We start from the raw sequence: 17,494 nt of genomic DNA, 5'->3' as shown, positions 1-17,494 counted from the left end.
GCGCACCGCCGCCCCCACGCTTCAAACGTGGGAGCGGCCGACTTGCCCCGCGATGGGCGCTCAAGCAACCCTCAGAGCACCGCTTTCGGATAAGAGCCCAACACCTTCAGCGCCACAGCCTCCTGGCTGATCTTCTCGAGCACCGCCTTGATCAGCGGATCGCGGTGATGGCCGACGAAGTCGATGAAGAACACGTAGGTCCACTTGCCACTGCGCGACGGACGGGTCTCGATGCGCGTCAGGTCGATGCCGTTCTCATGGAAGGGCACCAGCAGCTCGTGCAGCGCGCCCGGCTTGTTGCTCATGGAAACGATGATCGACGTCTTGTCGTCGCCGGTCGGCGGCACTTCCTGGTTACCGATCATCAGGAAGCGCGTGGAGTTGTCCGGGCGATCCTCGATCTTCTCGGCCAGACGGGTCAGGCCATACAGGTTCGCCGCCATGTCGCCGGCGATCGCCGCCGAGTTCCACTCACCCTTGACCCGCTTGGCCGCCTCAGCGTTGCTCGAAACCGCCACGCGCTCGACATTCGGGTAATGCGCATCCAGCCACTTGCGGCACTGGGCCAGCGACTGGGCGTGGGAGTAGATGCGGGTGATGCTGTCGGTCTTGGTGTTCTCGCCCACCAGCAGGTGATGGTGGATGCGCAGCTCGACCTCACCGCAGATCACCATGTCGTGCTCGAGGAAGCTGTCCAGGGTATGGCTGACCGCACCCTCGGTGGAGTTCTCCACGGGCACCACGCCGAAGTTGACGGCACCGGCCGCCACTTCGCGGAACACTTCGTCGATGGCCGCCATCGGGCGGCTGACCACGGCATGGCCGAAGTGCTTCATGGCCGCAGCCTGGGTGAAGGTCCCCTCGGGGCCGAGGTAGGCAATCTTCAACGGCTCTTCAAGCGCCAGGCACGACGACATGATCTCGCGGAACAACCGCGCCATCTCTTCGTTGCCCAGCGGGCCCTTGTTGCGCTCCATCACGCGCTTGAGCACGGCGGCTTCGCGCTCAGGGCGATAGAACACCGGCTTCTCGCCTTCGGCCAGCGAGGCGGTCTTGACCCGCGCCACTTCTTCGGCGCAGCGCGCGCGGTCACTGATCAGCTCGAGGATCTTCTCGTCGAGGCTGTCGATGCGTACGCGCAGGGCCTTGAGTTCCTGTTCGGACATCAGCCGTGCTCCTTCTCGAATTCAGCCATGTAACCCACCAGCGCCTCGACCGCTTCCAGGCCCAGGGCGTTATAGATCGAGGCGCGCATGCCGCCAACCGACCGATGGCCTTTGAGGTTCAGCAGGCCACGGGCGTCGGCGCCGGCCAGGAAGGCCTTGTCCAGACGCTCGTCGGCCAGGCGGAACGGCACGTTCATCCAGGAACGGGCATTGACGCTGATCGGGTTGGTGTAGAACTCGCTGGAATCGATGAAGCCGTAGAGACGGTCCTTCTTCGCCCGGTTGCGCTGTTCCATGGCTTCGACACCACCCTGCTCCTTGAGCCACTCGAACACCAGGCCCGAGAGGTACCAGGAATAGGTGGCCGGGGTGTTGTACATCGAGCCGTTGTCGGCCGAGACCTTGTAGTCGAGCATGGTCGGGCAGCTGCTGCGGGCACGCCCCAACAGGTCTTCACGCACGATCACCACCACCAGGCCGCTCGGGCCGATGTTCTTCTGCGCGCCGGCGTAGATCAGGCCGAACTGCGACACGTCGATCGGGCGCGAGAGGATGTCGGAGGACATGTCGACCACCAGCGGCACGTCACCGGCCTCGGGCACCCAGTCGAACTGCAGGCCACCGATAGTCTCGTTGGAGGCGTAGTGCAGGTAGGCGGCGTTCTTGCTCAGCTGCCACTCGTTCTGGCCCGGGATGGCCAGGTAGTCGTAGGGCTTGGCGCTGGCGGCGACATTGACGTGGCCGAAACGACGCGCTTCCTCGATGGCCTTTTTCGACCAGATACCGGTCTCGACATAGTCCGCAGTGCCGTTTTCCGGCAGCAGGTTCAGCGGGATCTCGGCGAACTGCTGGCTGGCGCCCCCCTGCAGGAACAGCACCTTGTAGTTGGAGGGGACGGACAGCAGGTCACGCAGGTCCTGCTCGGCCTTCTCGGCGATGGCCACGTAGTCGTCGCTGCGATGGCTCATTTCCATCACCGACAGACCCTTGCCGCGCCAGTCCAGCATTTCTGCCTGGGCACGCTGCAGGACGGCATCAGGAAGCGCGGCAGGGCCTGCGCAGAAGTTAAAGGCTCGTTTGCTCACATCCACTCTCGCTCTGCCAAATAGTACAAATCTGCAATCTTCGATACTGCCGGAACCCCCGTGGGAGCGGGTTTACCCGCGAACCTTGCACCGCGGCGTCTTCATTCGCGGGTAAACCCGCTCCCACAGGGTATTGCACCGCCCTTCAGGACGATGCCTGCTCTAATCAGTCAAACGGGGCGACCTTGGTCGCCCCGTTCGGGTTGTTGCACTTGCTTACTCTTGCGGCGCCTCTTCAGCGCCGGCGCTGTCCTCGTCAGCGGCATCCACCGCGTCGAGCGTTGCGCCCTCCTCGCCCGTCTCGATGACATCATCGAGTTCGTCCTCGGACGGCTCCTGGATACGCTCCAGGCCCACCAGCGTCTCGTCGGCAGCCAGCTTGATCAGCGTCACGCCTTGAGTGTTACGACTCAGGCTGGACACCTCGCCAACCCGCGTGCGCACCAGCGTGCCCTGGTCGGAGATCAGCATGATCTCTTCGCCTTCCTGCACCTGGATAGCGCCGACCAGCAAGCCGTTGCGCCCCTTGGTACCCATGGCGATCACGCCCTGGCCACCACGGCCGCGACGCGGGAACTTGGACAGCGGGGTACGCTTGCCGAAGCCACGCTCGGAGGCGGTGAGAATCTGCGCGCCGGATTCCGGGATCAGCATCGAGATGATCTGCTGCCCTTTGCCCAGCTTCATGCCACGCACGCCACGGGCGGTACGGCCCATTTCACGCACGACGCTCTCGGCGAAACGGATCACCTTGCCGGCGTCGGAGAACATCATGACTTCCTTGGCGCCGTCGGTGATGGCCGCGGCGATCAGGGTGTCACCCTCTTTGAGCTTCAGGGCGATCAGGCCATTGGAGCGCGGACGGGCGAACTGCACCAGCGGGGTCTTCTTGACGGTACCGGAGGCGGTGGCCATGAAGATGTAGGCGCCCGTCGCTTCGGCAACCCACTCCGGCGTGTCGCCGTCTTCTTCGTCGATCTCCTCGACTTCCACCAGCTCGCCTTCGATCACGCTGTCGTCGCTGTCCTCCAGCTCTTCCTCAGGGTCTGCGTGCTGCTGCAGCGCCTCCAGGTCGATCTGCAGCATGGCGGTGATGCGCTCACCTTCTTCCAGCGGCAGCAGGTTGACCAGCGGACGGCCACGGGCGGCGCGGGAAGCCTCGGGGATTTCGTAGGTTTTCTTCCAGTACACCTTGCCCTTGCTGGAGAACAGCAACAGGGTGGCGTGGCTGTTGGCGACCAGCAGGTGTTCGACGTAGTCCTCGTCCTTGACGCCGGTAGCCGACTTGCCCTTGCCGCCACGGCGCTGAGCCTGGTAGGCGGACAGCGGCTGGGTCTTGGCATAACCACCGTGGGAGATGGTCACCACGCGCTCTTCTTCCGGGATCATGTCGCCGTAGTTGAGGTCGTGGCTGGCATTGAGGATCTCGGTACGACGGGCATCGCCGTACTCGGCGCGAATCGCTTCGAGCTCTTCGCGGATCACTTCCATCAGGCGCTCGGCGCTGCTGAGGATGCGGATCAGCTCGCCGATCTGCTCGAGAATCTCCTGGTACTCGGCCAGCAGTTTCTCGTGCTCCAGGCCGGTCAGGCGGTGCAGGCGCAGGTCGAGAATGGCCTGGGCCTGCTCCGGCGACAGGTAGTACTTGCCTTCGCGCAGGCCGTATTGCTCCGGCAGGTCTTCCGGACGGCACGACTCGGCGCCGGCACGCTCGACCATCACCTGCACGGCGCTGGATTCCCAGGCCATGGCAACCAATGCTTCCTTGGCCTCGGAAGGCGTCGGCGAAGCCTTGATCAGGGCGATGACCGGGTCGATGTTGGACAGTGCAACGGCCTGGCCTTCAAGGATATGGCCACGCTCGCGGGCCTTGCGCAGCTCGAACACGGTACGACGGGTCACCACTTCGCGGCGGTGACGGACGAAGGCTTCGAGCAGGTCCTTGAGGTTGAGCAGGCGCGGACGACCGTCGATCAGGGCAACGATGTTGATGCCGAACACGCTCTGCAGCTGGGTCTGCTGGTAGAGGTTGTTGAGCACCACTTCCGGCACCTCGCCGCGACGCAGCTCGATGACGATGCGCATGCCGTCCTTGTCGGACTCGTCGCGCAGCTCGGTGATGCCTTCGATCTTCTTCTCTTTAACCAGCTCGGCGATCTTTTCGATCAGACGCGCCTTGTTCAGCTGGTAAGGCAGCTCGGTGATGACGATCTGCTGACGGCCACCGACCTTGTCGATGTCTTCGATCTCGGAGCGGGCGCGCATATAAATGCGGCCACGGCCGGTGCGATAGGCCTCGATGATGCCCTGGCGACCGTTGATCTGGCCGGCCGTCGGGAAGTCCGGACCCGGGATGAACTGCATCAGCTCATCGACCGTGATATCGGAGTTGTCGATCAGTGCCAGGCAGCCATCGATCACTTCGCCCAGGTTATGCGGCGGAATGTTGGTGGCCATGCCCACGGCGATACCGCTGGAGCCGTTGACCAGCAGGTTGGGGATACGAGTTGGCATGACCGCCGGGATCTGCTCGGTGCCGTCGTAGTTGGGCACCCAGTCGACGGTTTCTTTATGCAGGTCGGCCAGCAGTTCGTGGGCCAGCTTGGACATGCGCACTTCGGTGTATCGCATGGCCGCGGCGTTGTCGCCGTCCACCGAACCGAAGTTGCCCTGGCCATCGACCAGCAGGTAGCGCAGCGAGAACGGCTGCGCCATACGCACGATGGTGTCGTACACGGCAGTGTCGCCGTGGGGGTGGTACTTACCGATCACGTCACCGACCACACGGGCGGATTTCTTGTACGGCTTGTTCCAGTCGTTGCCCAGTTCGCTCATCGCATACAGAACGCGACGATGCACGGGCTTCAAGCCGTCACGCGCATCGGGCAGCGCTCGCCCGACAATCACGCTCATCGCGTAGTCGAGGTAAGACTGTCTCAGTTCGTCTTCGATATTGACCGGGAGGATTTCTTTGGCCAGTTCGCCCATGAGAAGCCTGATTCCTTTTTCTGGTGAAACTTCGCCTGATCCCTCGAAGGACGAACGAAGCTCGCCGCCGCAGCGCATAGGGGTGCGACGACATACGACAAATCAATGAGTTGTGCCATGGATCTGCGCAATGAAGGCCGCCTCAACGAGCGGCCTTGGAAACTGCCGGATGTTACCACAAAGGCTGGGCGCATGGGAGATATGGCAGGATGCCGCCGCGCCCTGCAACAGCCCCATCCATTTGGACAGGGCCAAGCCACTGAAAACCCCTCAATGCAGGCGTTTGCGACACATCAGCTGGGCGATTTTCGCGGTATCCGGGCGCTCGACGACGCCTCTTTCGGTAACGATCACATCGATCAGGTCGGCCGGCGTGACATCCACCACCGGGTTGTAGGCCTCCACATCGGCCGTCACCTGGATGCCTTCCACCTCCAGCAGTTCTTCTTCACCGCGCACTTCCAGCGGGATGTCTTCGCCCGTGGCCAGGTTCAGGTCGATGCTGGTGCTCGGCGCCACCACCATGAAGCGCAAGCCATGGTGCATCGCCGTTACCGCCATCTGATAGGTGCCGATCTTCGCCGCCACGTCGCCATTGGCGGCGATACAGTCGGCGCCGACCACCACCCAGGTAATGCCCTTGACCTTCATCAAGTGCCCGGCGGCAGAATCGGCGACCACGGTCACCGGCACGCCATCGGCGGCCAGCTCCCAGGCCGTCAGGCGCGAGCCCTGCAACCACGGGCGCGACTCACAGGCGTAGACCCGCTCGACCATGCCTTCCAGCGCCGCGGCCCGGATCACCCCCAGCGCAGTACCGAAACCACCGCTGGCCAGCGCCCCGGCATTGCCATGGGTCAGCAGCACCTGCTCGCTGCCCTGGTGCTTGCGGATCTGCTCGACGCCGAACTGGGCCATGGTCAGGTTGGCCTCCCGATCGCTTTCATGGATGGCGACCGCCTCGGCCTCCAACGCCGCCAGCACGTCCTCTTCAGGGCGAAGGCGCTGCAGGCGTTCACGCATGCGGTTGAGCGCCCAGAACAGGTTGGCCGGCGTGGGGCGCGCCTCGCCCAGCATCATGAAATCTTCTTCCAGGGCCTCTTCCCAGCCGTCGCCTTCGGCCAGCCGCTGACGCAAGGCCAGCACCAGCCCGTAGGCGGCGCAGATGCCGATTGCCGAAGCGCCGCGCACGGCCATGTCGCCGATCGCCTCGACCACCGCCGCAACGTCGGTACAGGCCAGCCAATGCTGCTCGAGCGGCAGCAGGCGCTGGTCGAGCAGGTGCAACGCGCCGTCGCGCCACTCGATGCCCGTCACCGTCTCCGCCGCCAAAAGTTGCTCGCGCATCGCCTCTCCCCGTCGCCCTGGCATCAAAAGCCGGCGATTATAGCGACCCTCAGCCCCGGACGCTCGGGTATACTGCGCGTTTCGCCGAACCGACCCAGGTATATGCCGCGCATGCCCACCGCCACTCCCCCTCTCGACCTGCTGCTCGTACCGCAATGGCTGGTGCCCGTGGAGCCGGCGGGGGTGGTACTGACGGGGCACGCGCTGGGCATTCGCGACGGCCTGATCGCCTGGCTCGGCCCGCGTGAGCGGGCACCCCAGGCGAACGCGGTACGCGAACTGCCCGACTGCCTGCTCAGCCCCGGGCTGGTCAACGCCCATGGCCATGCCGCCATGAGCCTGTTCCGCGGGCTGGCCGATGACCTGCCGCTTATGACCTGGCTACAAGAGCATATCTGGCCTGCGGAGGGGCGTTGGGTCGACGAAGCCTTCGTGCGCGACGGCACCGACCTGGCAATCGCCGAGCAGCTCAAGGGCGGCATCACCTGTTTCGCCGACATGTATTTCTTCCCCCGCGAAGCCTGCGACCGCGTGCACCGCAGCGGCATCCGCGCACAGATCGCCGTGCCCCTGCTGGACTTCCCGATCCCCGGCGCACGCAGCCCTGAAGAAGGCCTGCAACTGGCCATCGAGCTGTTCGGCGACCTGCGTCACCACCCGCGCATCAGCATCGCCCTCGGCCCGCACGCGCCCTACACGGTCAGTGACCAGAACCTGGAACAGATCCGCATCATCGCCGACCAGCTCGACGCGCCGCTGCACATGCACATCCACGAGACCGCCAGCGAAGTCGAGCAGGCGCTCAACGACACCGGCGAGCGCCCGCTGGCGCGCCTTGCCCGCCTGGGCCTGCTCGGCCCCAACCTGCAGGCGGTACACATGACCCAGGTCAGCGACGAGGACTTGGCGCTGCTGGTAGAAAGCAACACCAGCGTGGTCCACTGCCCGGAATCCAACCTCAAGCTGGCCAGCGGCTTCTGCCCGGTGGAGCGCCTGTGGCAGGCCGGTGTGAACGTGGCTGTCGGAACCGATGGCGCGGCCAGCAACAACGACCTCGATCTGCTCGGCGAAACCCGCACCGCCGCCCTGCTGGCCAAGGCCGTCGCCGGCAGCGCCACCGCCCTGGATGCCCACCGCGCACTGCGCATGGCCACGCTCAATGGCGCACGGGCGCTGGGCCTTGAGGACGTGACCGGCTCATTGGAACCGGGCAAGGCCGCCGACCTGACCGTGTTCGACCTGTCCGGCCTGGCCCAGCAACCGGTGCACGACCCGGTTTCGCAACTGATCTATGCCACCGGCCGCGACTGCGTCAAGGACGTCTGGGTCGCCGGCCACCCCCTGGTGCAGGACCGCCGCCTGACGCGGATGGACGAGCAGGCCCTGGCCGCCACCGCCCGCGCCTGGGGAGCCCGCATCGGCGGGCACAACGAATGACTGGCCGGCAGCCACGGCTGCCGCCCCGTGACACTCTTTATCGAAGCTTCAGAGGACTGTTCAGATGAGCAACGTCGACCACGCCGAAATCGCCAAATTCGAAGCCCTGGCCCACCGCTGGTGGGACCGCGAAAGCGAGTTCAAGCCGCTGCACGACATCAACCCGTTGCGCGTCAACTGGATCGACGAGCGGGTCAGCCTGGCTGGCAAGAAAGTGCTCGATGTCGGCTGCGGCGGCGGCATCCTCAGTGAAGCGATGGCCCAGCGCGGCGCCACCGTCACCGGCATCGACATGGGCGAGGCACCGCTGGCGGTGGCCCAACTGCACCAGCTGGAGTCCGGCGTCGAAGTCGAATACCGGCAGATCACCGCCGAGGCCCTGGCCGAGGAAATGCCCCAGCAGTTCGACGTGGTCACCTGCCTTGAAATGCTCGAGCACGTGCCCGACCCATCCTCGGTGATCCGCGCCTGCTACCGCATGGTCAAGCCCGGCGGCCAGGTGTTCTTCTCGACCATCAACCGCAACCCGAAGGCCTACCTGCTGGCCATCGTCGGCGCCGAGTACATCCTCAAGATGCTCCCGCGCGGCACCCACGACTTCAAGAAGTTCATCCGCCCCTCCGAACTGGGTGCCTGGAGCCGCGCTGCGGGCCTTGAAGTGAAGGACATCATCGGCCTCACCTACAACCCGCTGACCAAGCACTACAAGCTGAACAACGACGTCGACGTCAACTACATGATCCAGACCCTGCGCGAGGAATGAGCATGCGCCTGCGAGCAGTACTCTTCGACATGGATGGCACCCTGCTGGACACGGCGCCGGACTTCATCGCCATCTGCCAGGCGATGCTCGCCGAACGCGGCCTGCCGGCCATCGATGACGCGCGCATCCGCGACGAGATCTCCGGCGGCGCCCGCGCCATGGTTGCCGCGACCTTCGCCATGGACCCGGACGCCGACGGCTTCGAGGCCCTGCGCCTGGAATTCCTCGATCGCTACCAGCGCGACTGCGCAGTGCACAGCAAGCTGTTCGACGGCATGGCCGAGCTTTTGGCCGACATCGAGCGCGGCAACCTACTGTGGGGCGTGGTCACCAACAAGCCGGTGCGTTTCGCCGAGCCGATCATGCAGCGCCTGGGCCTGGCCGAGCGCTCGGCGCTGCTGATCTGCCCCGAGCACGTCAAGCGCAGCAAGCCCGACCCGGAGCCTATGATCCTCGCCTGCAAGACGCTGAACCTGGACCCGGCCAGTGTGCTGTTCGTCGGCGACGACCTGCGCGACATCGAGTCTGGCCGCGATGCCGGCACCCGCACCGCCGCCGTGCGCTATGGCTATATTCATCCACAGGACAACCCCAACAACTGGGGCGCCGACGTGGTGGTGGACCACCCGCTGGAGCTGCGCAAGGTGATCGACAGCGCGCTGTGCGGCTGCTGATTTCCGTTTGACAGCGCCTGTCTGTGGGAGCGGGTTTACCCGCGAAGAATCCACCGCGGTGCAAGACCCCGGCGATGCCGGGGTTCGCGGGTAAACCCGCTCCCACAGGGACTGTGTCGCATCACCGAACCCGAAGGACAAATCACATGTTCGACTACACCGCCCGCCCCGACCTGCTCAAAGGCCGGATCATCCTGGTCACCGGCGCCGGCCGCGGCATCGGCGCCGCCGCCGCCAAGGCCTATGCCGCCCTGGGCGCCACGGTCCTGCTGCTGGGCAAGACCGAAGCCAACCTCAACGAGGTCTACGACCAGATCGAAGCCGCCGGTCATCCGCAGCCAGCGGTCATACCGTTCAACCTGGAAACCGCCCTGCCGCACCAGTACGACGAACTGGCGGTGATGATCGAGGAGCAGTTCGGCCGCCTCGACGGCCTGCTCAACAACGCCTCGATCATCGGCCCGCGCACGCCGATGGAGCAGCTGTCGGGCGACAACTTCATGCGCGTGATGCACATCAACGTCAACGCCACCTTCATGCTCACCAGCACCCTGCTGCCGCTGCTCAAGCTGTCGGATGACGCCTCGGTGGTGTTCACCTCCAGCAGCGTCGGGCGCAAGGGCCGGGCCTACTGGGGCGCCTATGGCGTGTCGAAGTTCGCCACCGAAGGGCTGATGCAGACCCTGGCTGACGAACTGGAAGGCGTGGCACCGGTACGCGCCAACAGCATCAACCCAGGCGCCACGCGCACGGCGATGCGGGCACAGGCCTACCCGAGCGAGAACCCGCAGAACAATCCGCTGCCTGAAGAGATCATGCCGGTGTATCTGTACCTGATGGGGCCGGACAGCAAGGAAGTGAACGGCCAGGCGCTGAACGCGCAGTAAAACCCATCGCGGGGCAAGCCCGCTCCCACGCTTCGGACTACCCCCCTAGGGTTGGATTAGTGTCCAACTTCTTGAGGCAGTCCAAAGCGTGGGAGCGGCGGTGCGCCGATGCGACTTGCCCCGCGATTGTTTCAGCCCGCCGCCAGCGCCGGGCGCATACGCCCTTGCTGGCGCCCTTCCAGCTGCATGCAACGCTCCAGGAACAGGAACATACAGTCATAGCTCTTGCAGATCGCCCGGCGCAGTTCGGTGCGCAGCCCCAACGTAGGGTTCTCGCCCGCCAGCGTGCAGATGATCTCCAGCGCTTCCCACGGGTGCGCATCGTCGTATTGGGCGTGCATCTTCAGCCACTTCATCGCGCGCTTGCGGGTTTCGTCGGGGAACCCCTGGGCGTAAGTGTCATTCGCGCAGACCACCGCCGACCACTCGCCCGTGGCGCCTTCGATGGCGTAGTTGGTGGCAGCCATGGCGATGGCCAGTGACTCGGTGGCGCAGACCCGCCAGCACCAGTCGTTGAGGCCGTTGAGCTCTGGCGGCACTTCCTGCGCCTGCAATTCGTGCAGGTGAATACCGTGTGCCTGGCACCAGTGCACCCAGTAGTCGGCATGATTGAGTTCGACGCGGATATTGCGCATCAGCCAGCGCCGCGCCATGTCTTCACCGGCGTGGCGCCCGTAGCGGGTCTTGGTGAGGTTGTGGGCCATGTACAGCGAAAACTGCTCGACCACCGGCCAACCGCCGATCAGGTACTGGCGCACGGTCGCCGGGCGCAACTGACCATCGCGCAGGCGCTGGTAGAACTCGTGCTCGACCACCCTGCGCTTGCTTTCGCGGCAATCCTCGATCAGTTGCTGGGCCCAATCCGGATAACTGGCCGGATCCATCAAGGGTCCGATCCTTATGAATGCATCAATCACTGTCAGCTCCTTGATTCCCTGTGATTTCCGGGCTGTATTCAGCGAAAGGTCCCCGGCGCCCGGTGCAACAGGGGTCTCGCGGCAATCCTTTGGCGCTGCAGGCTGTCGCAGGTGAAGACCTGCGGCCGCTCGATGAGATAACCCTGGGCGTAATCCACGCCGATTTCCTGCAAAGCCTGTTCGATCAACGGCGTCTCGACGAACTCGGCGATGGTGCGCTTGCCCATCACATGACCGATATGATTGATGACCTCAACCATAGCCCGATTGATCGGATCGTCGAGCATGTCTTTGACAAAACTTCCGTCGATCTTCAGGAAGTCTACCGGTAAATGTTTCAAATAGGCGAATGACGACATCCCGGCGCAGAAGTCATCGAGGGAGAACTTGCAACCCAGCCCTTTCAATTCATTGATGAATCGAATAGCGCTCCCAAGATTGGCTATTGCACTGGTTTCGGTTATTTCAAAACAAATGAGCCGTGGCGGGATATCGAACTCGCCAAACAGCCGTTGCAGGTATTCGAGGAAGTTGTCGTCACCGATGCTCGCCCCCGAGAGGTTGATCGCGCATAGGGCCAAGGGCCCTTCGCGTCCCTCGTCCAGGCATTGGCGGATCACCTGGAACACACTGCGCACCACCCAGCGATCCAGGGCCGTCATCAACCCGTAACGCTCGGCCGCCGGAATGAAGCTGTTGGGCAGGATGGTGCGGCCACTTTCATCGTGCAGGCGCAACAGGATCTCGATATGGCCGGGGCCTTCCTGCCCTTGCAGCGGAGCGATCTCCTGGGCGTACAGGCAGAAGCGGTTCTCCTCCAGCGCCACATGCAGGCGCTGGATCCAGGCCATCTCGCCGAAGCGCATGGACAGTTCGCTGTCGTCGGCGTGATACACCTGGACCCGGTTGCGCCCTTTCTCCTTGGCCATGTAGCAGGCCATGTCGGCCGCCCGCAGCGAGGCCTCCAGGGTGCTCGGCGCCTGGGCGATATGCACCAGGCCAATACTCACGGTGGTGACGAATGGCCGGCCCTTCCACACGAAATGCAGGCTCTGCACCACCTGGCGCAGTTGCTCGGCAATTCGCTCGGCCTGCTCCGGCGGGCAGTTCTCCAGCAGCACGCCAAATTCGTCGCCGCCCAGGCGCGCCAGGGTGTCGCCCTCGCGCAGGCCCGACTGCAGCACCGCGCAGATATGCCGCAGCAACTCGTCGCCGGCGGCATGGCCACAGGTGTCGTTGACCAGCTTGAACTGGTCGAGGTCGAGGAACATCAACGAGTGCCGCCCGGCCTGGCGCGCCAGAGTGTTGAGCGCCTGTTCCAGGCGATATTCGAATTCGCGGCGGTTGGCCAGCCCGGTGAGGGCGTCATGGGTCGCCTGCCATGACAGGTTGGCGATGTATTGACGCTCCTGGGTCATGTCGTGGAGCACCACGACGATGCCGCTGACCTGGCCGTCGGTGAGGATCGGCGAACCCACCAGGTTGATGGAGACCGTGCTGCCATCCAGACGCTGGATCAACCGGGCATGTTCGTCGCTGCCCTTGAGGCTGCCGCTGAGCACCTGCTCGACCAGGGTCCGGCTGTCCTTCTCGGCGTTCTCGTCGAGCAGGCTGAACAACGCCGCCAGTGGCAGGCCCTCGGCCTGGGCCGCCTGCCAGTGAGTCAGCTGCTCGGCAGCGGGGTTCATGAAGGTGATACAGCCATCGACGTCGGTGGTGATCACCGCATCGCCGATCGACTCGAGGGTGACCTGCGCCCGCTCCCGCTCTTCCTGCAAGGCACTGGCGAACGCCTGGCGCTGGGCCAGCAGCTTGCTTGAGCGCAGCCAGGCCATGGCGATGAGGAACAGCGCGGTGACCAGGTTGGTCAGCATCAGCACCTTGAGCAGCGCCCGCGAGCCCTCGCCCAGGGCATCGCTGAAGGCCTTGGCCGCCGGGGTCACGCCATCGTTGATGGCGACGATGCGGGCCTTCCATTGCGCCACCTGGCCTGCGTCGACGGTACCGCCGACAAAGCCCTCACGCATCTCACCGGCCAGCACGTCGAGCTGGCGCAAGTAGTCGTCGCCGATATCCCAATAGTCGATGGCGGTCTGCATGTAGCTGATGTTGCGAAAGTTGCGGTAGAACCAGATGATCCGGGCGACATCGTCCGGGTGGTTGCCGCCCTGCAGGATGCCCTTGCGCGCGGCCTCGATGTCCGGCTCCGGCCGGTCGAGCGCCAGGCGCAGGTTGTGATCGCCCTGGGGCACCAGAATGGCCTGGCGATAGCGTTGGTAGGTCAGCGGATGCCGGTCGTCGGCGTACAGGCTCAGGTAGTAGATGGCGTCTTTCTGTGCCTTGGACCAGAGACTTTCCCCCGCCACGTAGGCACGCACCGAGGACAGCGCATAAAGGCTGAGGCTGCCCAGCAGCACCTGGAAAACCACAACGGCAACGAAAGGCCAGATGATGCCCAGCAGCCTTGGCGCCTCGAGAGTCCGATTTCCCTTCATGTAGTCCCTGTCACGGCGGCAGATAAGGCACGAATCGACCTAGACACAGCACAGCGTAGGCCATTTGCCATGCCTGCGGCGTGCTTTTTGAAAGCGGGATTTCATGCCTTGGTCAAGCAGGGACCGTGGGAGCGGGCTTGACCCGCGATTAGCGTGACACCTGTATCGCGGGACAAGCCCGCTCCCACGTAGCCCCCACAGCCAGGCCATTCTTCACAGGCATGAAAAGCCCCGCACGGAACGGGCTCAGGTCTGCTGCAGATGCCCGTACAGCTTGGCGTACAAGCCACCTTCGGCGATCAATTGCTGGTGATCGCCATCCTCGGCCACATGCCCACCATCGAACACCAGCACCCGGTCGGCCTGCTTCACCGCCGACAGCCGGTGGGCGATGATCAGCGTGGTGCGCCCGCTGAGGAAACGCGCCAAAGCCTGGTGCAGGTTGTACTCGGTGGCGGCATCCAAGGCCGAGGTGGCCTCGTCGAGAATCACCACCTTGGGCTCGGCCAAAACCATGCGCGCAATCGCCAGGCGCTGGCGCTGGCCGCCGGACAAGCGCACCCCGGAGCGGCCGACCACGCTGTCCAGGCCCTGGGGCAGTGCCGCGATGGTGGCATCCAGCTGGGCGATACGCAGCGCTTGCCAGCAAGCGTCGTCGCTGCAGTCGCGGCCCATGGTCAAGTTGGCACGCACGCTGTCGTTGAACAGCGACGGGTGCTGCAGCACCACCGCGACGTGCTCGCGCAGGGTCTCCAGGCCGATTTCCTGAAGGCTCGCACCACCAAAGCGGATGGTCCCGGCCTGGGCGCTGTACAGCCCCAGCAACAGTTGCACCAGGGTGCTCTTGCCACCCCCACTGGCGCCGACGATCGCCACCTTCTCACCCGGGGCGATGGACAGGTTCAACTGGTCCAGCACCGGCTCTTCGGCATAGGCGAAACGCAGGTCACGCACTTCGATCCCCACCGTCTCACGCCCGGCGAACGGGTCGCTGGCCGCCGGGTACTGCGGCTCGTCGGCGCGCGCCAGCAGCTCGTTGAGCCGGCTCAGGGCACCGCCTGCGGCGTAGTAGGCGTATTGCAGGTTGAGCAGTTGCTCCACCGGCCCGATCATGAACCACAGGTAGCTGAACACCGCCAGCATCTGGCCTATGGACAGGTCGGAGAACAGCACGGTGAGCATGGCGGCGGCGCGGAAGATATCGATGCCGAACTGGAACAACAGCCCGCTGGCCCGGCCACTGGCATCGCTTTTCCACTGCGACGCAACGGCATAGTCGCGCACCTCGCGGGCCCGTAGGCCAAGGCGGCCGAGGAAATAGCCCTGGCGGTTTCCGGCGCGGATCTCCTGGATGGCATCGAGGGTTTCGGTCAGTGCCTGGGTGAAGCGTGCAGTGCTGTCGTTCTCGAGCTTTTTCAGGTGCTTGACGCGTTTGCCCAACTGCACGGTGAAGTAGATCACCAGCGGGTTGAACAGCAGGATCAGCAGCGCCAGCTGCCAGTGCATCCAGATCAGGATCGCCGCCGTGCCGGTGAGTGTCAGCACCGCCACCAGAAAGCGGCTGAGGGTTTCGCCGACGAACTTGTCGAGGGTATCCAGGTCGGTGACCAGGTGCGTCGTCACCGTGCCGCTGCCCAGGCTTTCATACTCCTGCAGCGAGATGCGCTTGAGCCGCTCGATCAGGCGGATGCGCAGGCGGTAGACGATATCCTTGGCAAGGCCGGCGAACAGCTTGGCCTGGACCACGTTGAAGGCCAGCGCGGCCAGACGCAGGGTCAGCGTGGCAAAGAGCATCAGGCCGATATAACCGGCGGCCACCTGCCAGCCGCTGGGCAGCAGGTGGTTCATCCATTTGAGCGCGGCATCGCCATGCCCCAGCAGCACTTCGTCCACCAGCAGCGGCAGCAGCAAGGGGATCGGCACACTGCACAGGGCGGCGAACACGGCCACCAGGTTGGCGCTCCACAGGGCTTTCTTGTGGTGCAGGGCCAGGCGGCGGATTTCCGCCCAGCTCAGGCGATCGGGCACAGCGGGGGGCTTCCCAGGGTTAGGGTCTGGCGACCCGGGCAGATCAAGCACAAACGGCCTGCTGCAGCCAGCGGCCGAGCAAGGGTTGCAGGCTCTGCAGCGGCTGATAGCCGTTGGTCAGCAGGGCCAGCTGGCCATTGCGCTCGGCCAGCAGCGTGGGGAAGCCGGCGATGCCCAGGTCCTGCACCCAGGCGAAATCGGCCGTGGTGGCGGCGCGGGTGTCATGGCTGGCGAAGCGCAGGGAGAATGCCTCGCGATCGAACCCGGCCTGTTCGGCCAGCTCGACCAGTTGCGGGGCGCGGGTGACATCCACGCCCTGCTCGTAGAACGACGACTGGATCAGCTTGAGCAGATTCCAGGCGCGCTGCTCGTCCAGTTCACGCGCCGCAACCAGGGCGCGGCAGGCGGGCTCGGTGTCGTAGACGAAACCGTCCGGCATCGCGCCTTCAAACTGGAAAGGTTGCCCGGTGGCGTCATGCACCGCCTGCCAATGCTCGAGGATGTACTTGCGGGTCGAGGCGTCCAGGGCGCTGCCACCGCTACGCAACCCGCCCGGTACCAGGCGGGTGCTGACACCGGCCTCGCGCGCCTGGGCGATCAGCGCTTCGGCCACCGGGGCGAAGCCCCAGCACCAGGAGCACATCGGGTCCATCACATAGAGCAGGCGTGCGGACATGCATCAGGCCTCGGCTTTGTAGTTGAAACCGATCGGGTGCGGCTGGTTACGCGCCTTGGCCAGCTCGATCTGCTTCTGGCGGTCGATGGCGCTGCGCCGGGTCTTCTCGCTCAGGTTGTCCCAGCAATGCGGGCAGCTCACGCCTGGCGAATAGTGCTCGGACTCGCGGTCCTTCGCATCGATCGGGTGGCGGCAAGCGTGGCACTGGTCGTACTCGCCCTCGCTCAGGTCATGACGCACGGTGACCCGGTTGTCGAAGACGAAGCAGTCGCCGTCCCACAGGCTTTCTTCCTGAGGTACTTCCTCGAAGTATTTCAGGATGCCGCCCTTGAGATGATAGACCGCTTCATAGCCCTCACCGAGCATGTAGCTCGAGGCTTTTTCGCAACGGATGCCACCGGTGCAGAACATGGCCACTTTCTTGTGCTTGCTGGGGTCGAAGTTGGCCTTGATGTATTCGGGGAACTCGCGGAAGGTCTCGGTCTTCGGGTCGATGGCGCCCTTGAAGGTGCCGATGGCTACTTCATAGTCGTTGCGGGTGTCGATCAGCAGCACTTCAGGGTCGCTGATCAGGGCGTTCCAGTCTTTCGGTTCGACGTAGGTGCCCACTGCCTTGTTCGGGTCCACGCCCGGCACGCCGAGGGTGACGATCTCTTTCTTGAGCTTGACCTTGGTGCGGTAGAACGGCTGCTCGTCGCAGTAAGACTCTTTATGGTCGACGTCCACCAGGCGCGGATCGTTGCGCAGCCAGGCCAGCAGCCCGTCGATGCCTTCACGGGTGGCCGACACGGTACCGTTGATGCCCTCGTGGGCCAGCAGCAGGGTGCCTTTGACGCCGTTTTCCAGCATGGCGTTGAGCAGCGGCTCGCGCAGCTCGAGGTAGTCTTCCAGGGTGACGAACTTGTACAGCGCCGCCACGACGATCGGTTGGCTCATTGCGTTGAATCTCCAGGTGGTTGCCCTCGTAAGGGGCGGACCGGAATGACAAAAACGACTGTACCGACGCCAKCRCRSRCCGGCGAAGCCGGCGC

13 protein-coding genes are annotated in these 17,494 nt (G+C 64.5%); 4 read left to right on the top strand and 9 right to left on the bottom strand.

All coding sequences use genetic code 11. From position 1 onward, the window contains the following. Nucleotides 1-71 precede the first annotated feature (71 nt). From pheA to mtnA, 4 genes are all read right to left on the bottom strand, one after another. Nucleotides 72-1,166, bottom strand: coding sequence for a prephenate dehydratase (gene pheA, locus RTH46_RS19035; protein ID WP_153786959.1), 1,095 nt, complete (start codon nt 1,164-1,166; stop codon nt 72-74). Then, nucleotides 1,166-2,251: a 3-phosphoserine/phosphohydroxythreonine transaminase gene (serC, locus tag RTH46_RS19030; RefSeq protein ID WP_153786960.1), complete on the bottom strand. Its 1,086-nt coding sequence runs from the start codon at nt 2,249-2,251 to the stop codon at nt 1,166-1,168. Before serC ends, pheA begins: the two co-directional genes overlap by 1 nt. 216 nt (nt 2,252-2,467) lie before the next feature. Then, nucleotides 2,468-5,239, bottom strand: a complete 2,772-nt coding sequence (gene gyrA / locus RTH46_RS19025) for a DNA gyrase subunit A (RefSeq protein WP_153786961.1) — start codon at nt 5,237-5,239, stop codon at nt 2,468-2,470. 270 nt (nt 5,240-5,509) lie between these two features. Then, nucleotides 5,510-6,586, bottom strand: a complete 1,077-nt coding sequence (gene mtnA, locus RTH46_RS19020) for an S-methyl-5-thioribose-1-phosphate isomerase (protein ID WP_153786962.1) — start codon at nt 6,584-6,586, stop codon at nt 5,510-5,512. 111 nt (nt 6,587-6,697) lie between these two features. Here mtnA and RTH46_RS19015 point away from each other — a divergent pair, with 111 nt between their 5' ends. The 4 genes from RTH46_RS19015 to RTH46_RS19000 all read left to right on the top strand — a co-directional run bounded on the left by RTH46_RS19015 (nt 6,698) and on the right by RTH46_RS19000 (nt 10,347). Further along, nucleotides 6,698-8,023, top strand: coding sequence for a TRZ/ATZ family hydrolase (locus RTH46_RS19015; protein WP_316906355.1), 1,326 nt, complete (start codon nt 6,698-6,700; stop codon nt 8,021-8,023). A gap of 64 nt (nt 8,024-8,087) precedes the next feature. Then, nucleotides 8,088-8,786, top strand: a complete 699-nt coding sequence (ubiG, locus tag RTH46_RS19010; RefSeq protein ID WP_110992516.1) for a bifunctional 2-polyprenyl-6-hydroxyphenol methylase/3-demethylubiquinol 3-O-methyltransferase UbiG — start codon at nt 8,088-8,090, stop codon at nt 8,784-8,786. Nucleotides 8,787-8,788: 2 nt separating this feature from the next. Further along, nucleotides 8,789-9,460 carry an N-acetylmuramic acid 6-phosphate phosphatase MupP gene (gene mupP / locus RTH46_RS19005; RefSeq protein WP_316906354.1) on the top strand — a complete coding sequence of 224 codons (672 nt, stop codon included), beginning with the start codon at nt 8,789-8,791 and terminating at the stop codon, nt 9,458-9,460. A 146-nt stretch (nt 9,461-9,606) separates the two neighbouring features. Next, on the top strand, nt 9,607-10,347 hold the full coding sequence (locus RTH46_RS19000; protein ID WP_110992514.1) for a YciK family oxidoreductase: 741 nt from the start codon (nt 9,607-9,609) through the stop codon (nt 10,345-10,347). A gap of 131 nt (nt 10,348-10,478) precedes the next feature. Here the strand turns inward: RTH46_RS19000 and RTH46_RS18995 are convergent, their stop codons facing one another. The 5 genes from RTH46_RS18995 to RTH46_RS18975 form a co-directional block, all read right to left on the bottom strand. After that, nucleotides 10,479-11,264, bottom strand: a complete 786-nt coding sequence (locus tag RTH46_RS18995) for a TenA family transcriptional regulator (RefSeq protein WP_316906353.1) — start codon at nt 11,262-11,264, stop codon at nt 10,479-10,481. A 38-nt stretch (nt 11,265-11,302) separates the two neighbouring features. Further along, nucleotides 11,303-13,759: an EAL domain-containing protein gene (locus RTH46_RS18990; protein WP_153786966.1), complete on the bottom strand. Its 2,457-nt coding sequence runs from the start codon at nt 13,757-13,759 to the stop codon at nt 11,303-11,305. A gap of 246 nt (nt 13,760-14,005) precedes the next feature. Further along, nucleotides 14,006-15,838: an ABC transporter ATP-binding protein gene (locus tag RTH46_RS18985; RefSeq protein ID WP_316906352.1), complete on the bottom strand. Its 1,833-nt coding sequence runs from the start codon at nt 15,836-15,838 to the stop codon at nt 14,006-14,008. After that, nucleotides 15,831-16,463 (bottom strand): DsbA family protein, encoded by a 633-nt coding sequence (locus RTH46_RS18980; RefSeq protein WP_153786968.1) that lies wholly within the window; start codon nt 16,461-16,463, stop codon nt 15,831-15,833. The genes RTH46_RS18985 and RTH46_RS18980 overlap by 8 nt, the downstream gene beginning before the upstream one ends. Nucleotides 16,464-16,466: 3 nt before the next feature. Further along, nucleotides 16,467-17,399: a rhodanese-related sulfurtransferase gene (locus RTH46_RS18975; RefSeq protein ID WP_153786969.1), complete on the bottom strand. Its 933-nt coding sequence runs from the start codon at nt 17,397-17,399 to the stop codon at nt 16,467-16,469. Nucleotides 17,400-17,494 lie beyond the last annotated feature (95 nt).

Source organism: Pseudomonas sp. zfem004, from assembly GCF_032621715.1.
GTDB classification, from domain to species: Bacteria; Pseudomonadota; Gammaproteobacteria; order Pseudomonadales; family Pseudomonadaceae; genus Aquipseudomonas; species Aquipseudomonas sichuanensis.
Note: the sequence above shows the minus strand (reverse complement) of the source record. Positions and strands in the feature narration are given on the sequence as shown.